The sequence below is a fragment of the Roseovarius halotolerans genome, from assembly GCF_900172255.1.
Lineage (GTDB): Bacteria > Pseudomonadota > Alphaproteobacteria > Rhodobacterales > Rhodobacteraceae > Roseovarius > Roseovarius halotolerans.
Genome location: NZ_FWFU01000003.1, coordinates 156,896 through 172,174 on the forward strand (window position 1 = coordinate 156,896; position 15,279 = coordinate 172,174).

Annotated in this window: 19 protein-coding genes; 8 read left to right on the forward strand and 11 right to left on the reverse strand. The window is 65.2% G+C overall.

Translation table 11 applies throughout. The features are described from left to right. Positions 1-32 precede the first annotated feature (32 nt). Genes ROH8110_RS11770 through ROH8110_RS11780 form a run of 3 tightly spaced genes read right to left on the reverse strand, consistent with a single transcriptional unit; the run spans position 33 to position 1,937 of the window. Positions 33-545 (reverse strand): DinB family protein, encoded by a 513-nt coding sequence (locus ROH8110_RS11770; RefSeq protein ID WP_085817995.1) that lies wholly within the window; start codon positions 543-545, stop codon positions 33-35. Further along, positions 545-1,174 (reverse strand): DUF1326 domain-containing protein, encoded by a 630-nt coding sequence (locus ROH8110_RS11775; protein ID WP_085817996.1) that lies wholly within the window; start codon positions 1,172-1,174, stop codon positions 545-547. The genes ROH8110_RS11770 and ROH8110_RS11775 overlap by 1 nt, the downstream gene beginning before the upstream one ends. Before the next feature lie 28 nt (positions 1,175-1,202). Further along, on the reverse strand, positions 1,203-1,937 hold the full coding sequence (locus tag ROH8110_RS11780) for a DUF2182 domain-containing protein (protein WP_085817997.1): 735 nt from the start codon (positions 1,935-1,937) through the stop codon (positions 1,203-1,205). 84 nt (positions 1,938-2,021) lie between these two features. Here ROH8110_RS11780 and ROH8110_RS11785 point away from each other — a divergent pair, with 84 nt between their 5' ends. Continuing rightward, positions 2,022-2,780 carry a FadR/GntR family transcriptional regulator gene (locus ROH8110_RS11785; protein WP_085817998.1) on the forward strand — a complete coding sequence of 253 codons (759 nt, stop codon included), beginning with the start codon at positions 2,022-2,024 and terminating at the stop codon, positions 2,778-2,780. 58 nt (positions 2,781-2,838) lie between these two features. Here ROH8110_RS11785 and ROH8110_RS11790 read toward each other — a convergent pair whose 3' ends face one another. From ROH8110_RS11790 to ROH8110_RS11810, 5 genes are all read right to left on the reverse strand, one after another. Next, positions 2,839-2,988 (reverse strand): Trm112 family protein, encoded by a 150-nt coding sequence (locus ROH8110_RS11790; RefSeq protein ID WP_121143707.1) that lies wholly within the window; start codon positions 2,986-2,988, stop codon positions 2,839-2,841. 35 nt (positions 2,989-3,023) lie between these two features. Next, the gene (locus tag ROH8110_RS11795) at positions 3,024-3,668 is read right to left on the reverse strand and encodes an LON peptidase substrate-binding domain-containing protein (protein ID WP_085818000.1); all 645 of its coding nucleotides are present in this window, start codon (positions 3,666-3,668) and stop codon (positions 3,024-3,026) included. Positions 3,669-3,694: 26 nt separating this feature from the next. Next, a complete protein-coding gene (locus ROH8110_RS11800; protein WP_085818001.1) occupies positions 3,695-4,612 on the reverse strand; it encodes a thioredoxin family protein in 918 nt (305 codons plus the stop codon). 293 nt (positions 4,613-4,905) lie between these two features. Continuing rightward, the gene (locus ROH8110_RS11805; RefSeq protein ID WP_085818002.1) at positions 4,906-5,694 is read right to left on the reverse strand and encodes an exodeoxyribonuclease III; all 789 of its coding nucleotides are present in this window, start codon (positions 5,692-5,694) and stop codon (positions 4,906-4,908) included. A 294-nt stretch (positions 5,695-5,988) separates the two neighbouring features. Then, positions 5,989-6,675, reverse strand: coding sequence for a response regulator transcription factor (locus ROH8110_RS11810; protein ID WP_085818478.1), 687 nt, complete (start codon positions 6,673-6,675; stop codon positions 5,989-5,991). Positions 6,676-6,834: 159 nt separating this feature from the next. On the opposite strand from ROH8110_RS11810, the gene ribA reads away from it, so the two are divergent. After that, positions 6,835-7,926: a GTP cyclohydrolase II gene (gene ribA, locus ROH8110_RS11815; protein ID WP_085818003.1), complete on the forward strand. Its 1,092-nt coding sequence runs from the start codon at positions 6,835-6,837 to the stop codon at positions 7,924-7,926. A gap of 70 nt (positions 7,927-7,996) precedes the next feature. Here the strand turns inward: ribA and ROH8110_RS11820 are convergent, their stop codons facing one another. Next, on the reverse strand, positions 7,997-8,233 hold the full coding sequence (locus ROH8110_RS11820) for a DUF2842 domain-containing protein (RefSeq protein WP_085818004.1): 237 nt from the start codon (positions 8,231-8,233) through the stop codon (positions 7,997-7,999). 13 nt (positions 8,234-8,246) lie between these two features. Then, positions 8,247-9,542, reverse strand: coding sequence for an adenylosuccinate synthase (locus tag ROH8110_RS11825; RefSeq protein ID WP_085818005.1), 1,296 nt, complete (start codon positions 9,540-9,542; stop codon positions 8,247-8,249). Between the two features lie 207 nt (positions 9,543-9,749). Between ROH8110_RS11825 and secG the strand changes: the two genes are divergently transcribed. Together secG and pyrG are read left to right on the forward strand one after the other, a co-directional pair. Then, positions 9,750-10,115, forward strand: coding sequence for a preprotein translocase subunit SecG (gene secG, locus ROH8110_RS11830; protein ID WP_085818006.1), 366 nt, complete (start codon positions 9,750-9,752; stop codon positions 10,113-10,115). 171 nt (positions 10,116-10,286) lie between these two features. Beyond that, entirely contained in the window at positions 10,287-11,930 is a 1,644-nt protein-coding gene (gene pyrG, locus ROH8110_RS11835) for a CTP synthase (protein ID WP_085818007.1), read from the forward strand. Between the two features lie 135 nt (positions 11,931-12,065). On the opposite strand, the gene ROH8110_RS11840 is transcribed toward pyrG, so the two are convergent. Then, the gene (locus tag ROH8110_RS11840) at positions 12,066-12,644 is read right to left on the reverse strand and encodes a hypothetical protein (RefSeq protein ID WP_085818008.1); all 579 of its coding nucleotides are present in this window, start codon (positions 12,642-12,644) and stop codon (positions 12,066-12,068) included. A 150-nt stretch (positions 12,645-12,794) separates the two neighbouring features. Here ROH8110_RS11840 and ROH8110_RS11845 point away from each other — a divergent pair, with 150 nt between their 5' ends. The 4 genes from ROH8110_RS11845 (at position 12,795) to ROH8110_RS11860 (ending at position 15,201) form a co-directional block, all read left to right on the forward strand. Further along, positions 12,795-13,463, forward strand: coding sequence for a hypothetical protein (locus tag ROH8110_RS11845; protein ID WP_085818009.1), 669 nt, complete (start codon positions 12,795-12,797; stop codon positions 13,461-13,463). 66 nt (positions 13,464-13,529) lie between these two features. Next, positions 13,530-13,976, forward strand: coding sequence for a tellurite resistance TerB family protein (locus ROH8110_RS11850; RefSeq protein WP_085818010.1), 447 nt, complete (start codon positions 13,530-13,532; stop codon positions 13,974-13,976). Positions 13,977-14,014: 38 nt separating this feature from the next. Beyond that, positions 14,015-14,455, forward strand: coding sequence for a tellurite resistance TerB family protein (locus tag ROH8110_RS11855; protein WP_085818011.1), 441 nt, complete (start codon positions 14,015-14,017; stop codon positions 14,453-14,455). After that, positions 14,452-15,201, forward strand: a complete 750-nt coding sequence (locus ROH8110_RS11860; RefSeq protein WP_085818012.1) for a phosphate/phosphite/phosphonate ABC transporter substrate-binding protein — start codon at positions 14,452-14,454, stop codon at positions 15,199-15,201. The genes ROH8110_RS11855 and ROH8110_RS11860 overlap by 4 nt, the downstream gene beginning before the upstream one ends. Positions 15,202-15,279: the final 78 nt, after the last annotated feature.

Here is a 15,279-nt window from a genome sequence, read left to right on the forward strand (position 1 = left end):
GAGGGGCTGGCCCCTCGCCCCCGCCCGCAGACTCAGACGTCCTCCGGCATGGCGAACAGATCGCTTACCGGCGCCTTCAACCCCTCTTTCGTCAGCATCGCGTGAACCTGCCCGCGGTGATGGGTCTGGTGGTTGAACATATGCACCACGCAAAGCGCCATCGGCTTCGTGACATCCCGCCCCAGCGCGCCCGAGAACCAGTTGAGCGGCCCCGCCAGCGCTGTCGCATCAAGCCCCGCGGCCCACTCTTCGATCTCACCGTCAAGCGAACGCCGCGCGGCGCGCCAATCCCCGTAAGCCTCGCAAAGCCCCGGACTGTCCGCAATGCCCCCCTCGGGGCGCATCGCCCGTTCCGGCGCAAAGCGGCTCATCCACATGAGATCCCCCCAGAGCAGATGATTGAGCGTCCCCAGGATCGAACCGAAAAACGCGCCCCGGTCCGCGCGCAGCACGGCATCGGGCACAGCATCCAGCGCCGCCTCCAGCTGGCGGTTCTGCCAGCCATTGTAGCCTGCCATCGTCACGACATAGCCGGGCAGGATCATCAGCGCGGGCCTTTCCAGTCGATCTGGCAGATCTCTGCGCTGCGCCCGTCGAAATCCCACACCCGGCCAAAGGCACGCACGCGGCCTTTGGTGGCGGTGGCAACCGTAATGTCCGGCCCCATCCAGTATTGCGTGTTGGTCACCACGATATCCTCGCCGCCATGGCCCTCGACCGGCACCACCTCGCCCTGGATCGTCTTGCCCACCATCAGGCGGCGCGCCTTGCCTTCGGTCTCGAACACCACCGGCGCGCGCTCGGCACCCAGGAATTCGCTCACCAGCACGCTGAACAGACCCGTCGTGCCCCGCGCCTTGCCGCTGAAGATATTGACCAGCCCGTCATAGGCCTCCTCGCTCGCGCGCTCGTCGATATAGGCGGCGGCCTTCCAGTTGCCCCGCGCCATCATGCCGGGGATCTCCAGCATCAGGCCCACGTTGAGACCCGACAGATCCGCGTCTCCATACTGCCCCTCATCGATGCGCACCCCGGCCCAGGCCTGGCAATGGCCCTCGGTGGGCGGATGCTGGCCCAGAGACACGACACAGGGGCAGAACACCGTGCAGTTGCAATTGAGGATCAGCTCCCCCTTGATGGTCCAGGGCACCGTGCCCGGTTGGTCGAATGGCATTTCTCTTCCTCCTTCAGAACAACTCAGATCAGATCGCCGAAAGGCACCACCAGAGCCCGCCCATCATGAGCAGGCCACCCAGTGGCCGCGTCAGCCAACGCCCGAGATCGGGCAGTTTCTCGATCACCATGATCGCCGTCGCCAGCCCCATGAACGCAAGGTTCATCACCCCGCCCACGAAGGCCAGCGCCATCAGCGCCCAGCAACATCCCAGGCACACGAGCCCAAGCCGCAGGCCGTTGCGCCAGGCGCCCTCGTCCCAATGCTGCATGAAAAAGCCGAGCGGCGCGCGGCACTTCGCAAGGCAGGCCGCCTTGAGCGGGCTGAACTGATACGCCCCCGCCAGCAACAGAAGCCCTCCCGACAGCAACCCAGACATGCTGTCGCCGAAGGCGCTGACCAGCCCGGCGCGAAACAGCGCCATCTGCACAGCCGCCGCCAGAAGCGAGAACCCCAGCCACACCACCATGTAACCCGCCAGCAACAGCCCGAACCGGGTCTGCCCGCTATGCGACAGCTCGTCATAAGTGGCCAGCGCGGGCAGCGCCGTCGGCGCCATCATTGCCGCCGACATCAGCGCCCACATGGCGGCGATGCGCGCGAACCCGGCGCTGTCCGGCGTCACGACGCACAGGCTCGCGAGGAAGTCGGCGCCATAGATCCGCCCCGCCGCGCGCATACCCTCGGGCAGCGCCATGACGTAAAGCAGGATCCAGGCCAGCACGATCGTCCCGAACAGCACCAGCCAGTGCATGCCCGTCATCCGTCTGATCCGTGCTGAAATCATGTCGCCCCCGCCCGACTCGATGGTTGCGTTTAAATTGTCAGACATTTAAATGTATGACAAATGAAAATGGACCCCGCCAACAAGGCCGGCCTGCCGGCCCAGATCGCAGAGGCAATCCGAGACGCCATCGTCTCGGGGCGCATGATCGTCGATCAGCGCCTGCCCTCCGAAGCCGAACTGGCCGAACAATTCGCGGTTTCGCGCCCCACCGTGCGCGAGGCGCTCAAACGCCTGGCCGCGCAATCGCTGATCCGCACCCAGCGCGGCGCCTTCGGCGGCGCCTTCGTCAATCGGCTCAGCTACGCCGAGGCGTATGGCCAGCATATCACCACCTCGACCCTGCTCCTGTCGATGAACGCGGTCAGCTTTGAAACCGCCTGCGAGGCGCGCTACACGCTTGAACGCGCCTGCGCGCCGCTGGCCTGCGCGCGCCGCGGCGAAAGCGATCTTGCCGCCATGCGCGCCGAACTGCGCCGCCAATCCCGCCCCGGCCTGAGCGATGAGTCCTTCTGCGCCTCGGACGTGGCGTTTCACCGCGCCTTCGTCGATGCTGCCGCCAACCCGGTTCTCAGCTACCAGCTTGCCGGCGCGGTCGAGGCGATGCAGCCCTTGATGAACATGATCACCTTCACCGCCCGCTCGCGTGAAACCATCGAATCCCTGCATGCGCGCCTCACCGACGCCGTCGCCGCGCGCGACCCCGCCGCGGCCGACAGCGCGCTTCAGGAACTGTCGGCCTACACGCTCACATTGGGGCGCGACGTGATGGCCTCGCGCGCCGACAGGGCCGCCAGGTCGCGCGCCCCTTCATCTGGCTGAAAATACCTCAGGGGGTCCGGGGGACAGCGTCCCCCGGCGTAACGTCGGGGGCAACGCGCTAGAGCTGTCGCGCCTCGTCCAGCAGCATCACCGGAATCCCGTCGCGGATCGGAAAGGCCAGCCCGGCGGACCGGCTGATCAGTTCCTGCGCCTCGGCGTCATATTCCAGCGTGGCCTGGCTCTGCGGGCAGACCAACGCCTCCAGCATGCGCCGGTCGAAGGCCGGCTGTTCCTTGGGCTCATTCACTGCATGATCTCCTCGTCATCACCCCCGCGCAGAGCATATTCGATCAATGTCACCAATGTCTCGCGCCGCGTACTCAGCGACGGCGCCTCCAGCAGCGCCTGCTTGTCCTCGGGCTCGAAGCCCAGCAGCATCGAAAGAGAATTGATCAGCAACTCGTCGTCGGCCTGGGTCAGCGTATCCCAATCGGTCTGCAACTCACGCGACTGGAAGTAGCGGTCGAGCAGCGACAGGAACGCGCTCCGGTCAAAGCAGCAATCGTCATCGGGCGGGCCGGTATCGGGCTCGAATCCCTGCCACGAGACGCGCGCACGCCGGTAGGGCGTGAACCCCTCGACCTCTTCCTTGATGCGAAAACGCGAGATCCCGGTGAGCGTGATCATGTAGCGCCTGTCCTCGGTCTCCGAGAACTGAGACACCCGCCCCGCGCAGCCGATCGCATGCAGCCCCTGCGCCGATTTCCCTGGGCCGGGATTGGGCTGCACCATCCCGATCAGCCGCCCCGGTGTTTTCAGCGCATCATCCAGCATCGCCAGGTAACGCGGCTCAAACAGGTGCAAAGGCAGTCGCGAGCGCGGCAGCAGCAGCGCACCGGACAGCGGAAAGATCGGAATCACATCGGGCAGATCGGCCGTATTGAACATGGCGATGAACTAGCCCATGCCCGCCGTCAGGCAAATATCATCGAACTCAGTTTCCGCCGCCCGCCCAGAACGATAGGATCGTTCGGCTTGAGCGCGTCGAAAATCGTGAAAAGCTGCGTCTTGGCGGCCTCTTCGTTCCACTCGCGGTCGCGGCGGAACAGCTCCAGCAGCTCATCCACCGCCGCCTCGGTCTCGCCGCCCGCGTAAAGCGCCTTCGCCAGATCGAACCGCGCCTGATGATCGCCGGGATCGGCCTCGACCTTGGCGCGCAGCTCGTTGACCGGCCCCGCATCGGCCACCTGCCGCGCCAGGTCCAGCTGTGCATGCGCGGCCTCAAGCTCGGGGGTCTTGGAAATCTCGACCGGCGCCCCGTTCAGGATCGCCTCGGCCTGGTCCAGTTCGCCCAGCGCGATATGGGCGCGCACCAGCCCGCCATAGGCGGCGGCGCTCTGCGGGTCTTCCTGGAGGATGGCGGCAAAGGTCTGCGCGGCATCTGCCGCGGCACCCTGTTCCAGCATCTCCTCGGCGGCAGTCACGGCCTCGGCCAGACCGTCATCGCCCCCCGCCTCGCCGCCAGCGGCGGCAATGACGCGGGCCACGAAGGCGTCGATCTCCGACGGCGGCACCGCGCCTTGGAACCCGTCTACCGGCTGGCCCTGCCAAAACGCATAAACCGTCGGGATCGACTGCACCCTGAGCTGGCCCGCGATGGCCTGATTCTCGTCGACATTTACCTTGGCCATCCTGACGGCGCCCTTGGCCTTGGTCACCGCCGCCTCAAGAGCCGGTCCCAAAGTCTTGCAGGGCCCGCACCAAGGCGCCCAGAAATCCACGATGACCGGGACCTGCTGGCTGGCCTCGACGACCTCGGCCATGAAGTCCGCCTCGGAGACGTCCTTGATCAGATCGGTTTGAGGGGGTGTCTGTCCGCCAAGTTCAAGCATGTCACTGGCTCCGGCTGCTATGCGTGTCATTGGCGACTAAATGGAGCAGCGCGCAAGGTCTTGCAAGGGGGGCGCGGATTTATCCGTCCGCAAGGGAAGCCTGCCGGGGCTCAAAGCGAGTGGGCGGCGGCCGCCCCGAAGGTCGGACACGCCGCCCTGAAGACAAGACCCTGACAATCGCAAACAAAGCACTCGGCACTTCCTGCCTTCGCCGGGTTCTTTTCGCAGGTATGGCCGAAATGATAAGTAAGGAAATCCATACCTGGTGAAATTGAATTTCGAAAAAGGCGCTTTCAGAGATCGAAGCTTGCAAAGACCGGTGCGTGGTCGCTGGGTTTGTCCCAGCCCCGGGCAGCGCGCAGGATGCGGCTGGAATGGACGGCGTTCTTCAGGTCCTCCGAGACCCAGACATGATCCAGCCGCCGCCCCTTGTCGGCAGCGTCCCAGTCGCGGGCACGATAGGACCACCAGCTGTAAAGCTGCCCTTCCGGGATGTCGGCGCGGGTCGCATCGTTCCAGCCCCCCGCCTCCATCACCGCACCAAGATGGTCGACCTCGACCGGCGTGTGGCTGACCACTTTCAGAAGCTGCTTGTGCGACCAGACGTCATCCTCGCGCGGCGCGATGTTGAGATCCCCCACAAGAACCGCGCGTTCGGGGCGTGAATCGCGAAACCAGTCGCGCATCCCGGTCAGGTAGTCGAGCTTCTGGCCGAATTTCTCGTTCTTCTCGCGGTCCGGGATATCGCCGCCCGCCGGAACATAGAAATTGTGAATGAGCGTGCCGTCCTCGAGCCGCGCGGCAACGTGGCGGGCATGTCCCAGCGCGGCGAAATCCATGTCGCCCGCATCCTCGATCGGCAGGCGCGACAGGATCGCGACGCCGTTATACCCTTTCTGCCCGCGCGCCACCATGTAGCGATAGCCAAGCTCGGCAAAACCCTCGGTCGGGATCTTCTCGACCGGGCTCTTGCATTCCTGAAGGCACAGGATATCGGGCGCCTCGTCCTTGAGCAGCCGGGCGACCAGCGCCTCGCGCAGCCGCACCGAGTTGATGTTCCATGTGGCCAGCGTGAATGCCATGACGCCCCCGATCCTCGCGTTGCAATTGCCCGTGTTCTAACCCGGCATCCGCGCCGGACGCCACCCGTATAACGCCTCCCGTGCGGCCGAACCGGATCCGCCCGTGCGCGCGCCGCGGCAAAAAAAGGCCCCGGCACGAAGCCGGGGCCAGTCCAACAGGGAGGTGCATGCGATAACCCGCACATGCAACGGGATTCTGCCCCCGGCGGACCGGGATTCATATACTAATGTATAGTGCCACAGTCATTGAGCAACCTCAATCCGGTTCAACCAAGGGTATGTTGCCAGCATGCCTCAGGCCAACAGTCGATAACCGCCCGATTCCGTCACCAGCAGACGCGCATTCGACGGATCGGGTTCGATTTTCTGGCGCAGGCGATAGATGTGCGTCTCAAGCGTATGCGTCGTGACCCCCGCATTGTAGCCCCAGACCTCGTGCAGCAGAACATCGCGCGCCACCACCCCTTCCGGTGAGCGGTAGAGGAACTTGAGGATATTGGTTTCCTTCTCCGTCAGGCGGATCTTGCGCTCGGATTCGTCGATCAGCATCTTCATCGAGGGCTTGAACGTATATGGCCCAAGCTGGAACACCGCGTCCTCGGATTGTTCGTGCTGGCGCAGCTGAGCGCGGATGCGCGCCAGGAGCACCGGGAACTTGAAGGGTTTCGAGACGTAATCATTCGCGCCCGCATCCAGCCCCAGGATCGTGTCGGCATCGCCGTCATGACCGGTCAGCATCATGATCGGCGCCTTGACGCCCTGCTTGCGCATCAGCCGGCACAGCTCGCGCCCGTCCGTATCGGGCAGACCGACATCGAGAATGACAAGGTCATAGATCCCGTCACGCGCCCGCGCCATCGCCTCGCTGCCGTTGCCCGCTTCGAACACGTCGAAATCCTCGGTCATCACAAGCTGCTCGCTCAGCGCCTCGCGCAGGTCCTCGTCATCGTCCACCAGAAGGATTTTCTTGAGCTGCCCCATGGTCATGGTCCTCTTGCTGTTTCACAACAGATGCGCCACGAGGCCGGGTTCGGCAAGATTTGCAACACTCGCTTCACAGCCACGTGTTACAGCGCGAGGGAATATTTCAATTCGTTTCAAAAGACGCTACATGTTACAGAATAACAAACGGATACCGGCATGACCCTTGCACCAGACCTGACAGAAACGCTTGCCCGCGCCCGCGCCGATCTGCGCATGGGCGTTCCGGTGGTGCTTGAAACCGCTGAGGGCGCGGCACTGGTGCTGGCGGCCGAAACGCTGGACGGGCAGCGGCTGGCGGATCTGCGCGCGCTTGGCGGGCAACCGGTTCTGGCGATCAGCGCCCGGCGCGCCGCGACGCTCAAGGCACGCGCCTATGACGGCGACATCGCGCGCATCGCCCTGCCCCCGGATGCCTCGCTGGCCTGGGTGCTGGGCGTGGCCGACCCTGCGGACGACCTGAAGACGCCGATGAAAGGCCCGCTTCTGACGGTGCGCGAAGGCAGTGCCGATCCGCACCGCCTGGCGCTGGCGCTGGTGAAATCGGCGCGCCTCCTGCCCGCCGCGCTGCTGCTTGAACTCGAAACGCCCGAGACCTTTGCGGCCCGCCATCGCCTGACTTCGGTGCCCGCCACCGAGGCACGCGCGCTCATTGCCGAAACCAGCCCGCTGCACCCCGTGGTCAGCGCCCGCCTGCCGCTCGAGGTGTCCGAAGCCGGGCGGCTGCACATCTTTCGCCCCGAGGATGGCGGCGAGGAACATTACGCCATCGAGATCGGTCAGCCCCGGCGCGACGTGCCGGTCCTGGCGCGGCTGCATTCGGCCTGTTTCACCGGCGACCTGATGGGCAGCCTCAAATGCGATTGCGGCCCGCAACTGCGCGGCGCGCTGGCGCAGATGGGCGCGGCGGGCGCGGGTGTTCTGCTTTATCTCAACCAGGAGGGGCGCGGGATCGGGCTGGCCAACAAGATGCGCGCCTACAGCCTTCAGGATCAGGGATTCGACACGGTCGAAGCCAATCACCGGCTGGGATTCGAGGATGACGAACGGGATTTCCGCATCGGCGCGGATATTCTCAAGCGGATGGGGTTCTCATCGGTGCGCCTGATGACCAACAATCCCGGCAAGATCGCCATGATGGAAGATTGCGGGATCACCGTGGCCGAGCGCGTGCCGCTGAAAGTCGGCGAAAACCCGCATAACCGCGACTACCTGGCGACCAAGGCGGCGAAGTCGGGCCACCTGCTCTGAGCGCAGCGCCCCTGGCGGGCGTCGCGAATTGAGTATTTCAGGAACAATGAAAGCCGGGACGCGGTGTGCCTCAGCCCTGCGTCTCGTCGTCATCCGCATCGGGGTCTGCCTGACCGATTCCAAGGAAGATGAACTTGAACGGCAGGATCCAGACCACGCCCAGCGCCACGAAAATCAGCAATTCCAGCCAGAGCGGCGGGCGCTCGAACAGGTCGACGAGGTTGACCGCCAGCACGATGTAGAGCGGCAACCCGATCAGCAGGATCACCAGCGCCCAGCGGCGGCGCGCCTTGTAGCTCAGTGCCATGCGCGCGCCCCCGTCAATCTGCGAAGGGATCGGTGACGAGGATCGTGTCCTCGCGTTCGGGCGAGGTGGACAAAAGCGCCACCGGGCAATCGATCAGCTCTTCGACGCGGCGCACGTATTTGATCGCGTTGGCCGGCAGGTCCGCCCAGCTGCGTGCGCCTTCGGTCGATTCGCTCCAGCCCTGCATCTCTTCGTAGACCGGCGTGCAGCGCGCCTGCTGGTCGGCGGCCGTGGGCAGGTAATCGAGATGGGTGCCGTCAAGGTCGTAGCCGACGCAGATCTTCAGCGTCTCGAACCCGTCCAGCACGTCGAGCTTGGTCAGGGAAATGCCGTTCACCCCGCTGGTGGCGCAGGTCTGGCGCACCAGCGCCGCATCGAACCAGCCGCAGCGCCGCTTGCGCCCGGTCACGGTGCCGAATTCGCGGCCGCGCGTGCCCAGACGGTTGCCGTCCTCGTCGTCGAGTTCGGTCGGGAACGGCCCCTCGCCGACGCGGGTGGTGTAGGCCTTCACGATGCCCAGCACGTAATCGATCGAACCCGGCCCCATGCCCACGCCCGTCGCCGCCTGTCCGGCGATCACGTTCGATGAGGTGACAAAGGGATAGGTGCCGAAATCGATATCCAGCAGCGCGCCCTGCGCGCCCTCGAAAAGGATCCGCTGACCGGCTTTGCGCCGCTCGCCCAGGACCTTCCAGACAGGTGCCGCGAAGGGCAGGATCTGTGGCGCGATCGCGCGCAGCTCTGCAATCAGCCCGTCGCGATCGACCGGCGCGATGCCAAGCCCGCGGCGCAGCGGATCGTGATGTTGCAGCGCACGGTCGACCCGCGCCTCGAGCGTGGCGTCGTCCGAGAGGTCCGCCACCCGCACCGAGCGCCGCCCCACCTTGTCCTCGTAGGCCGGACCAATGCCGCGCCCGGTGGTGCCGATCTTGGTGCCTTTCGACGAGGCCTCCTCGCGGGCACGGTCCAGTTCGCCGTGGATCGGCAGGATCAGCGGCGTGTTCTCGGCGATCATCAGCGTCTCGGGCGAGATATCGACGCCCTGCTCACGGATCGAGGCGATCTCGTTCACCAGGTGCCAGGGGTCCAGCACCACGCCATTGCCGATCACGCTGAGCTTGCCGCCGCGCACCACGCCCGAGGGCAGCGCGTTGAGCTTGTAGACCTTGCCGTCGATTACCAGCGTATGACCGGCATTATGCCCGCCCTGAAAGCGCGCGATCACATCGGCGCGCTCGCTCAGCCAATCGACGATCTTGCCTTTTCCCTCGTCGCCCCACTGGGCGCCAACGACGACGACATTTGCCATGATGATCCTCTCGCAGGAATGCTGGTCCTTTGCCGGGCGCACCGCAGCGGCCCGCGCCCGTATACCGGCCCGCGCGGCAACGTGAAACCGCTAATTCGCCGCAAGTGCGGCGCGCGCCGCCAGATTGGATTGCCGGGTTGCGGGGGGCGCTTTAATTGCATAGATACCGCGCGAGACGCCACACGCATCCGAAAAAGGCCGCCCGACATGGAAAACGTCGTTCTCATCATCCATCTTCTTCTTGCGCTGTCGCTGATCGGCGTCGTGCTGCTGCAGCGATCGGAAGGCGGTGGCCTGGGCATGGGCGGCGGTGGCGGCGGAGCCATGAGCGGGCGCGCGGCCGCGACGGCTCTTGGCAAGCTGACATGGATTCTGGCGGCGGCCTTCATTGCGACCTCGCTGACGCTGACCATCCTGGCCGCGCAAAAAGGCGCCGGGTCTTCGGTGCTCGACCGGATCATGGACGCACCCGCGCGCGAGGAAGCGCCCGAACCCGCCCTGCCCGGCACCGGCGAGGATCTGTTGCCGCCCTCGGCGGATGACACTGCGCCGCTGACACCGACCGCGGACTGACACCAGCGATTGAGGGTGCAAAAGCGACCGCAACAGCATCTTGCGGTCGCCTTGCGCATGTTACGCGAATCCTTTATGTCTTGAGTCCCGTGATGCCGCGGCCGAATCGGGCCGGACTGGGCTTGGAAACGGCCTGAAATCAGGCTTCAAATCACGGGGGAACGCCAGCGCATGGCACGGTATATTTTCATCACGGGCGGCGTCGTTTCTTCGCTGGGCAAGGGGCTTGCCTCGGCGGCGCTCGGTGCGCTGTTGCAGGCGCGCGGGTTCTCGGTAAGGCTGCGCAAGCTGGACCCCTATCTCAACGTCGATCCCGGCACGATGTCGCCGTTCGAGCATGGCGAGGTCTTCGTCACCGACGACGGAGCGGAAACCGACCTCGACCTTGGTCATTACGAACGCTTCACCGGCGTTCCCGCCCGGATGAGCGACTCGGTCAGCTCGGGGCGGATCTATTCCAACGTTCTCGAAAAGGAACGCCGCGGCGATTACCTGGGCAAGACCATCCAGGTGGTCCCCCATGTCACCAACGAGATCAAGGAATGGCTCGCCATCGGCGATGACGAGGTCGATTTCATGCTCTGCGAGATCGGCGGCACGGTAGGCGACATCGAGGGCCTGCCCTTTTTCGAGGCGATCCGCCAGTTCGGCCATGACCGCCCGCGCGGCAATTGCATCTTCATGCATCTTACGCTGCTGCCCTACCTGGCGGCCAGCGGCGAGCTCAAGACAAAGCCGACGCAGCACTCCGTCAAGGAACTGCAATCCATCGGCATCGCGCCCGATATCCTGGTCTGCCGCTCCGAACAGCCCATTCCCGAAAAGGAACGCGAGAAGATCGCGCTGTTCTGCAACGTGCGCAAGGAAGACGTGGTCGCCGCCTATGACCTCGGCTCGATCTACGAGGCGCCGCTGGCCTATCACCGCGAGGGGCTCGATCAGGCGGTGCTTGATGCCTTCGATATCTCGCCCGCGCCCAAGCCCGACCTGCGCACCTGGCAAGATGTGTCCGACCGCATCCACAACACCGATGGCGAGGTCAGTGTCGCCATCGTCGGCAAGTATACACAGCTCGAGGATGCCTATAAATCCATCAAGGAAGCCCTGACCCACGGCGGCATGGCCAATCGCGTCAAGGTGCGCGTGGAATGGGTCGATGCCGAAATCTTCGACACCGAAGACCCCGCCCCCCATCTTGAAGGCTTCCATGCGATCCTCGTGCCCGGTGGCTTTGGCGAGCGCGGCACCGAGGGCAAGATCAAGGCCGCGCAATTCGCCCGCGAGCGCAAGATCCCCTATCTCGGGATCTGCCTCGGGATGCAGATGGCGGTGATCGAGGCGGCGCGCAATCTGGCTGGCCTGCAGGATGCCGGCTCAGAGGAATTCGACCACGAGGCCGGCAAGAAGCGCTTTACCCCGGTGGTCTATCACCTCAAGGAATGGGTGCAGGGCAACGAAAAGGTCAAGCGCAAGGTCAGCGACGACAAGGGCGGCACCATGCGCCTGGGCGCCTATGACGCGACCCTCAAGGAAGGCACCCGCGTCGCCGAGATCTACGGCACCACCGCGATCGACGAACGCCACCGCCACCGCTACGAGGTGGACATCAAGTATCGCGAGAAGCTCGAAGAGGTCGGCCTGTGCTTTTCGGGCATGTCTCCCGACGGCCGCCTGCCCGAGATCGTGGAATGGAGCGATCATCCCTGGTTCATCGGCGTGCAGTTCCACCCCGAGCTGAAATCCAAGCCCTTCGATCCCCATCCGCTCTTCGCCGATTTCATCCGCGCCGCTCTGGCGACCTCACGTCTGGTGTGAACGGGCGGGGTCTCGCCCCGGCGCGCCGATAGCGGCCATCAAGCCGCCGCTTGATCGCCTGTCTATTGGATTGTCATCCCCCGGCCGGGGGTTACGCGCCTGCGTAACCGTCTTTCACGAGGCGAATCGCCGCCCCTAGCGGCCGTTCTTGAATCGCAGGATGCGCCGCGACACGCCCAGCCCCGCCAGCGGGCTCAGCAGGTCGCTCAACAGGCTCGACGGCGCGTCATAGACCGCCGTTTCCTGCGAACGATCAAGCCGCAGCGTATCGTCAAGCAACGTATTCACCACATCCTCATCGAGGAAATAGCGCCCCTTGCGGGCCTTGGCATGATCGTCGCGCTGGTAGTTCATCCATTTCGCAAGCCGCTTGCGCTGCTCCACGTCACGACCCGGATCGACCAGGTAGAATCCGCTGTTCACCCGCAGGCAGATATTGTCCAGCAGCCGCGCAACACCTTGATATTCCGGGGTGACATGACGCTTCGACAGATAATTGAACCGCTCCGGCTCGCCATTCAGGAACGCCGTCAGCGCCGAGCCAAGGTCAATGCAACGCTGCGCCATGACATAGGTCATGACCCGCTCGGGATACATGTTCCAGTCATAGCTGCGCGCAAGGTCACGCAGCACCGCCGGCCTCGCCTTGCGGGCGAACTCGAGATGCTCCTCCTCGGTCGCCGTGCTCCAGTCGAAATCAGCGATGGAATCCATGCCTTGCTCCACAAACGCAGAAGTCACTTCTGCTTTGACGTCGGTCGCGTTTAGATTGTCCTCAGAAATCGCAATTTCTAGGGAGCAATTGTGACCGAGATGCGGCCATTGCAGATCAGGCGGATTTTCGCGTGTTGCCTCGCTGGCCTCGTGGTTTTCGCATCCCTGCCGGGCACCGCCGCGGCCGAGCCCGCGCTGGCGCCCGCGCCCTATGCGCAACTGGAAAAGGAGCTTGATACCCGCATCGATTTCGAGACCCTGCCTCGGCGCGCCGAACCGGGAATAAACCTCGATGCGCCGATCCGCGACGGCGGGGCATGGCTGGGCGAGCGCCTTGCGGGCCAGCGGGTCACCGGCCCGCTTCACGATGATCCGCGCGGCACCCCGACTCTGCCTCTGGCGGTGCGTGCGGGCGCGCCGGGCGCCAACCTATCGCTCGCCTATCATCGCGGCCTTGGCTCGACTGCTCTCTTCCCTTTGGGGCCAGCGGACTTTCCCGCGCTCGAAGCGCGCGGCGAAGGCGCTGTGGCGGTTGTGTTCGACCACGGCCAGCGCGCCATCGGCTTGCGCATCCACAGCGATTACCCCGCCCCTCTGGGTCGGGCACGCCCGCAGGGCACCGTCACGCTGACCTTCTATCGCGCCGACGGGCAGGTGATCGGACAGGTCCGCCGCCGCCTCTCTGGCGGCATCAACGAACAGGGGTTTCGCCGCGCGGGCGGCATCGCCGATATCGCTGCATTCACGCTTGCCAATGACGATCCCGGCGGGATAGCTCTTGATGATATCCTCTATCAAACCGCACCCATGTCATTCTGAGGGAGAGGCAAACGATGACTCACGTTTCTGCGCCGGCACTGCCCTTGCGCTGCATCGGGGCCTGAGATGTTCACAAGGCTCCTTGCGGCCCTTGCCGCGCCCTCGCGCCCCGCAGCGCCCCTGCCCGAACCCGATGCCAAGCTCGCGCTTGGCGCCCTGATGGTGCGTGTCGCGAAATCCGACCGTCTTTACCGTTACGAGGAAATCAGCCGGATCGACCGCCTGTTGTCGCGCCTTCACGGGCTCAATCCCGTCGAAGCCGCCAAGATGCGCGCCACCTGCGAAAAGCTGGAACATGTCGCCGGGACACAAACCGCGAATCTCGCCCATCTCATCCGCGAATCCCTGCCCTACGAAGACCGGATCGACGCGCTGGAAGCCATGTGGGAGGTGATGCTGTCCGACAATGTCAGCACCGATGAGGAACGTGCCGTGATCGCCGCCGCGCAAGAGGCGCTTGGCCTTTCGGACGCCGACAGCGACAGCGCCCGCGTTCGCGCCGAGGCGCAATAGCCATTGGCGCGGGCGCGCGATGCGCTTATATTCCCCGCATGTTTGCAGAACTCCTCAACAGACTCACCGGCGCCGCCCCCGAGCCGATCGATACGCTCGATTCGCGCCGCGCCCTTACCGCCCTGCTGGTGCGCCTCGCGCGCTCCGACAACCATTACGCCGCAACCGAAATCATCCGCATCGACCGGATCATCTCGGCCCGCTACGGCCTCGACAAGGACGCGGCCGCAAGCCTGCGCGCCGAGGCCGAGCAGCTTGAATCCGAGGCCCCCGACACCGTGCGTTTCACCCGCGCCATCAAGGACGCCGTGCCTTATGAGGACCGCGTCGGCGTGATCGAGGCGCTTTGGGAAGTTGCGCTTGCGGATGGTGGCCGCGATCAGGAGGAAGACGCGCTCGTGCGGCTGGTGTCCAACCTTCTGGGCGTGTCGGACATGGACAGCGCCAAGGCCCGCCAGCGGGTGGATAAGCGCCCTTGATCGCCAGCCTGCCGATGTATGACCGCCCCGAAACCGCGGCGGCACATGATCGGTTCTGGCACGCGATCCGCGATCAACTGGGCCACGGCCCCGCCGCCCTGACGCGCGGCGGCGACCCCTGGCAGCACTGGCAAAGCCCCGACCTCCTGCTCTCGCAGACCTGCGGCTATCCCTACCGCGCGCGCCTGCACGGCCATGTCACCCTTGTCGGCACGCCCGATTTCGGCCTCGAAGGCTGCCCGCCGGGGCATTACCGCAGCCTGCTCGTGGCCCGCCACGACGATCCGCGCGGCGATGCGAGCGCCTTTGCCGCGGCACCCTTCGCCTATAACGAAGCCCTCAGCCAAAGCGGCTGGGCCGCACCGCAGAACATGGCGGCGGCGCAGGGATATGCCTTCGCCAACCCCGTGCGCACCGGCGGCCACCGCGCCTCGGCGCAGGCCGTGGCCGAAGGGCGCGCCGACATCGCCGCGATCGACGCCCAGACATGGCGTATGATCGCGCGCTATGACGCCTTCGCCGCCGATCTGCGCGTGATCGCCTGCACACCGCCCAGCCCGGCGCTGCCCTACATCACGGCCACCGGCAACGACCCCGCGCTCCTCTTGCGCGCGCTCAACGCCGCAATCGCCGCGCTCGAGGACGCTGATCGCGAAACGCTTGGCCTACGCGCGGTGCTGCCCTTGCCCGCCGCGGCCTATCTCGCGGTGCCCAATCCGCCGCCACCCGCCTCCGAAACGGGCTGACCCGGCGTCAATTCGGGGGTGAATCCGCCTCATCGCCCGTTTTGCAAGTTGCATCATGCGTTTTTTTCCGTCCTATTG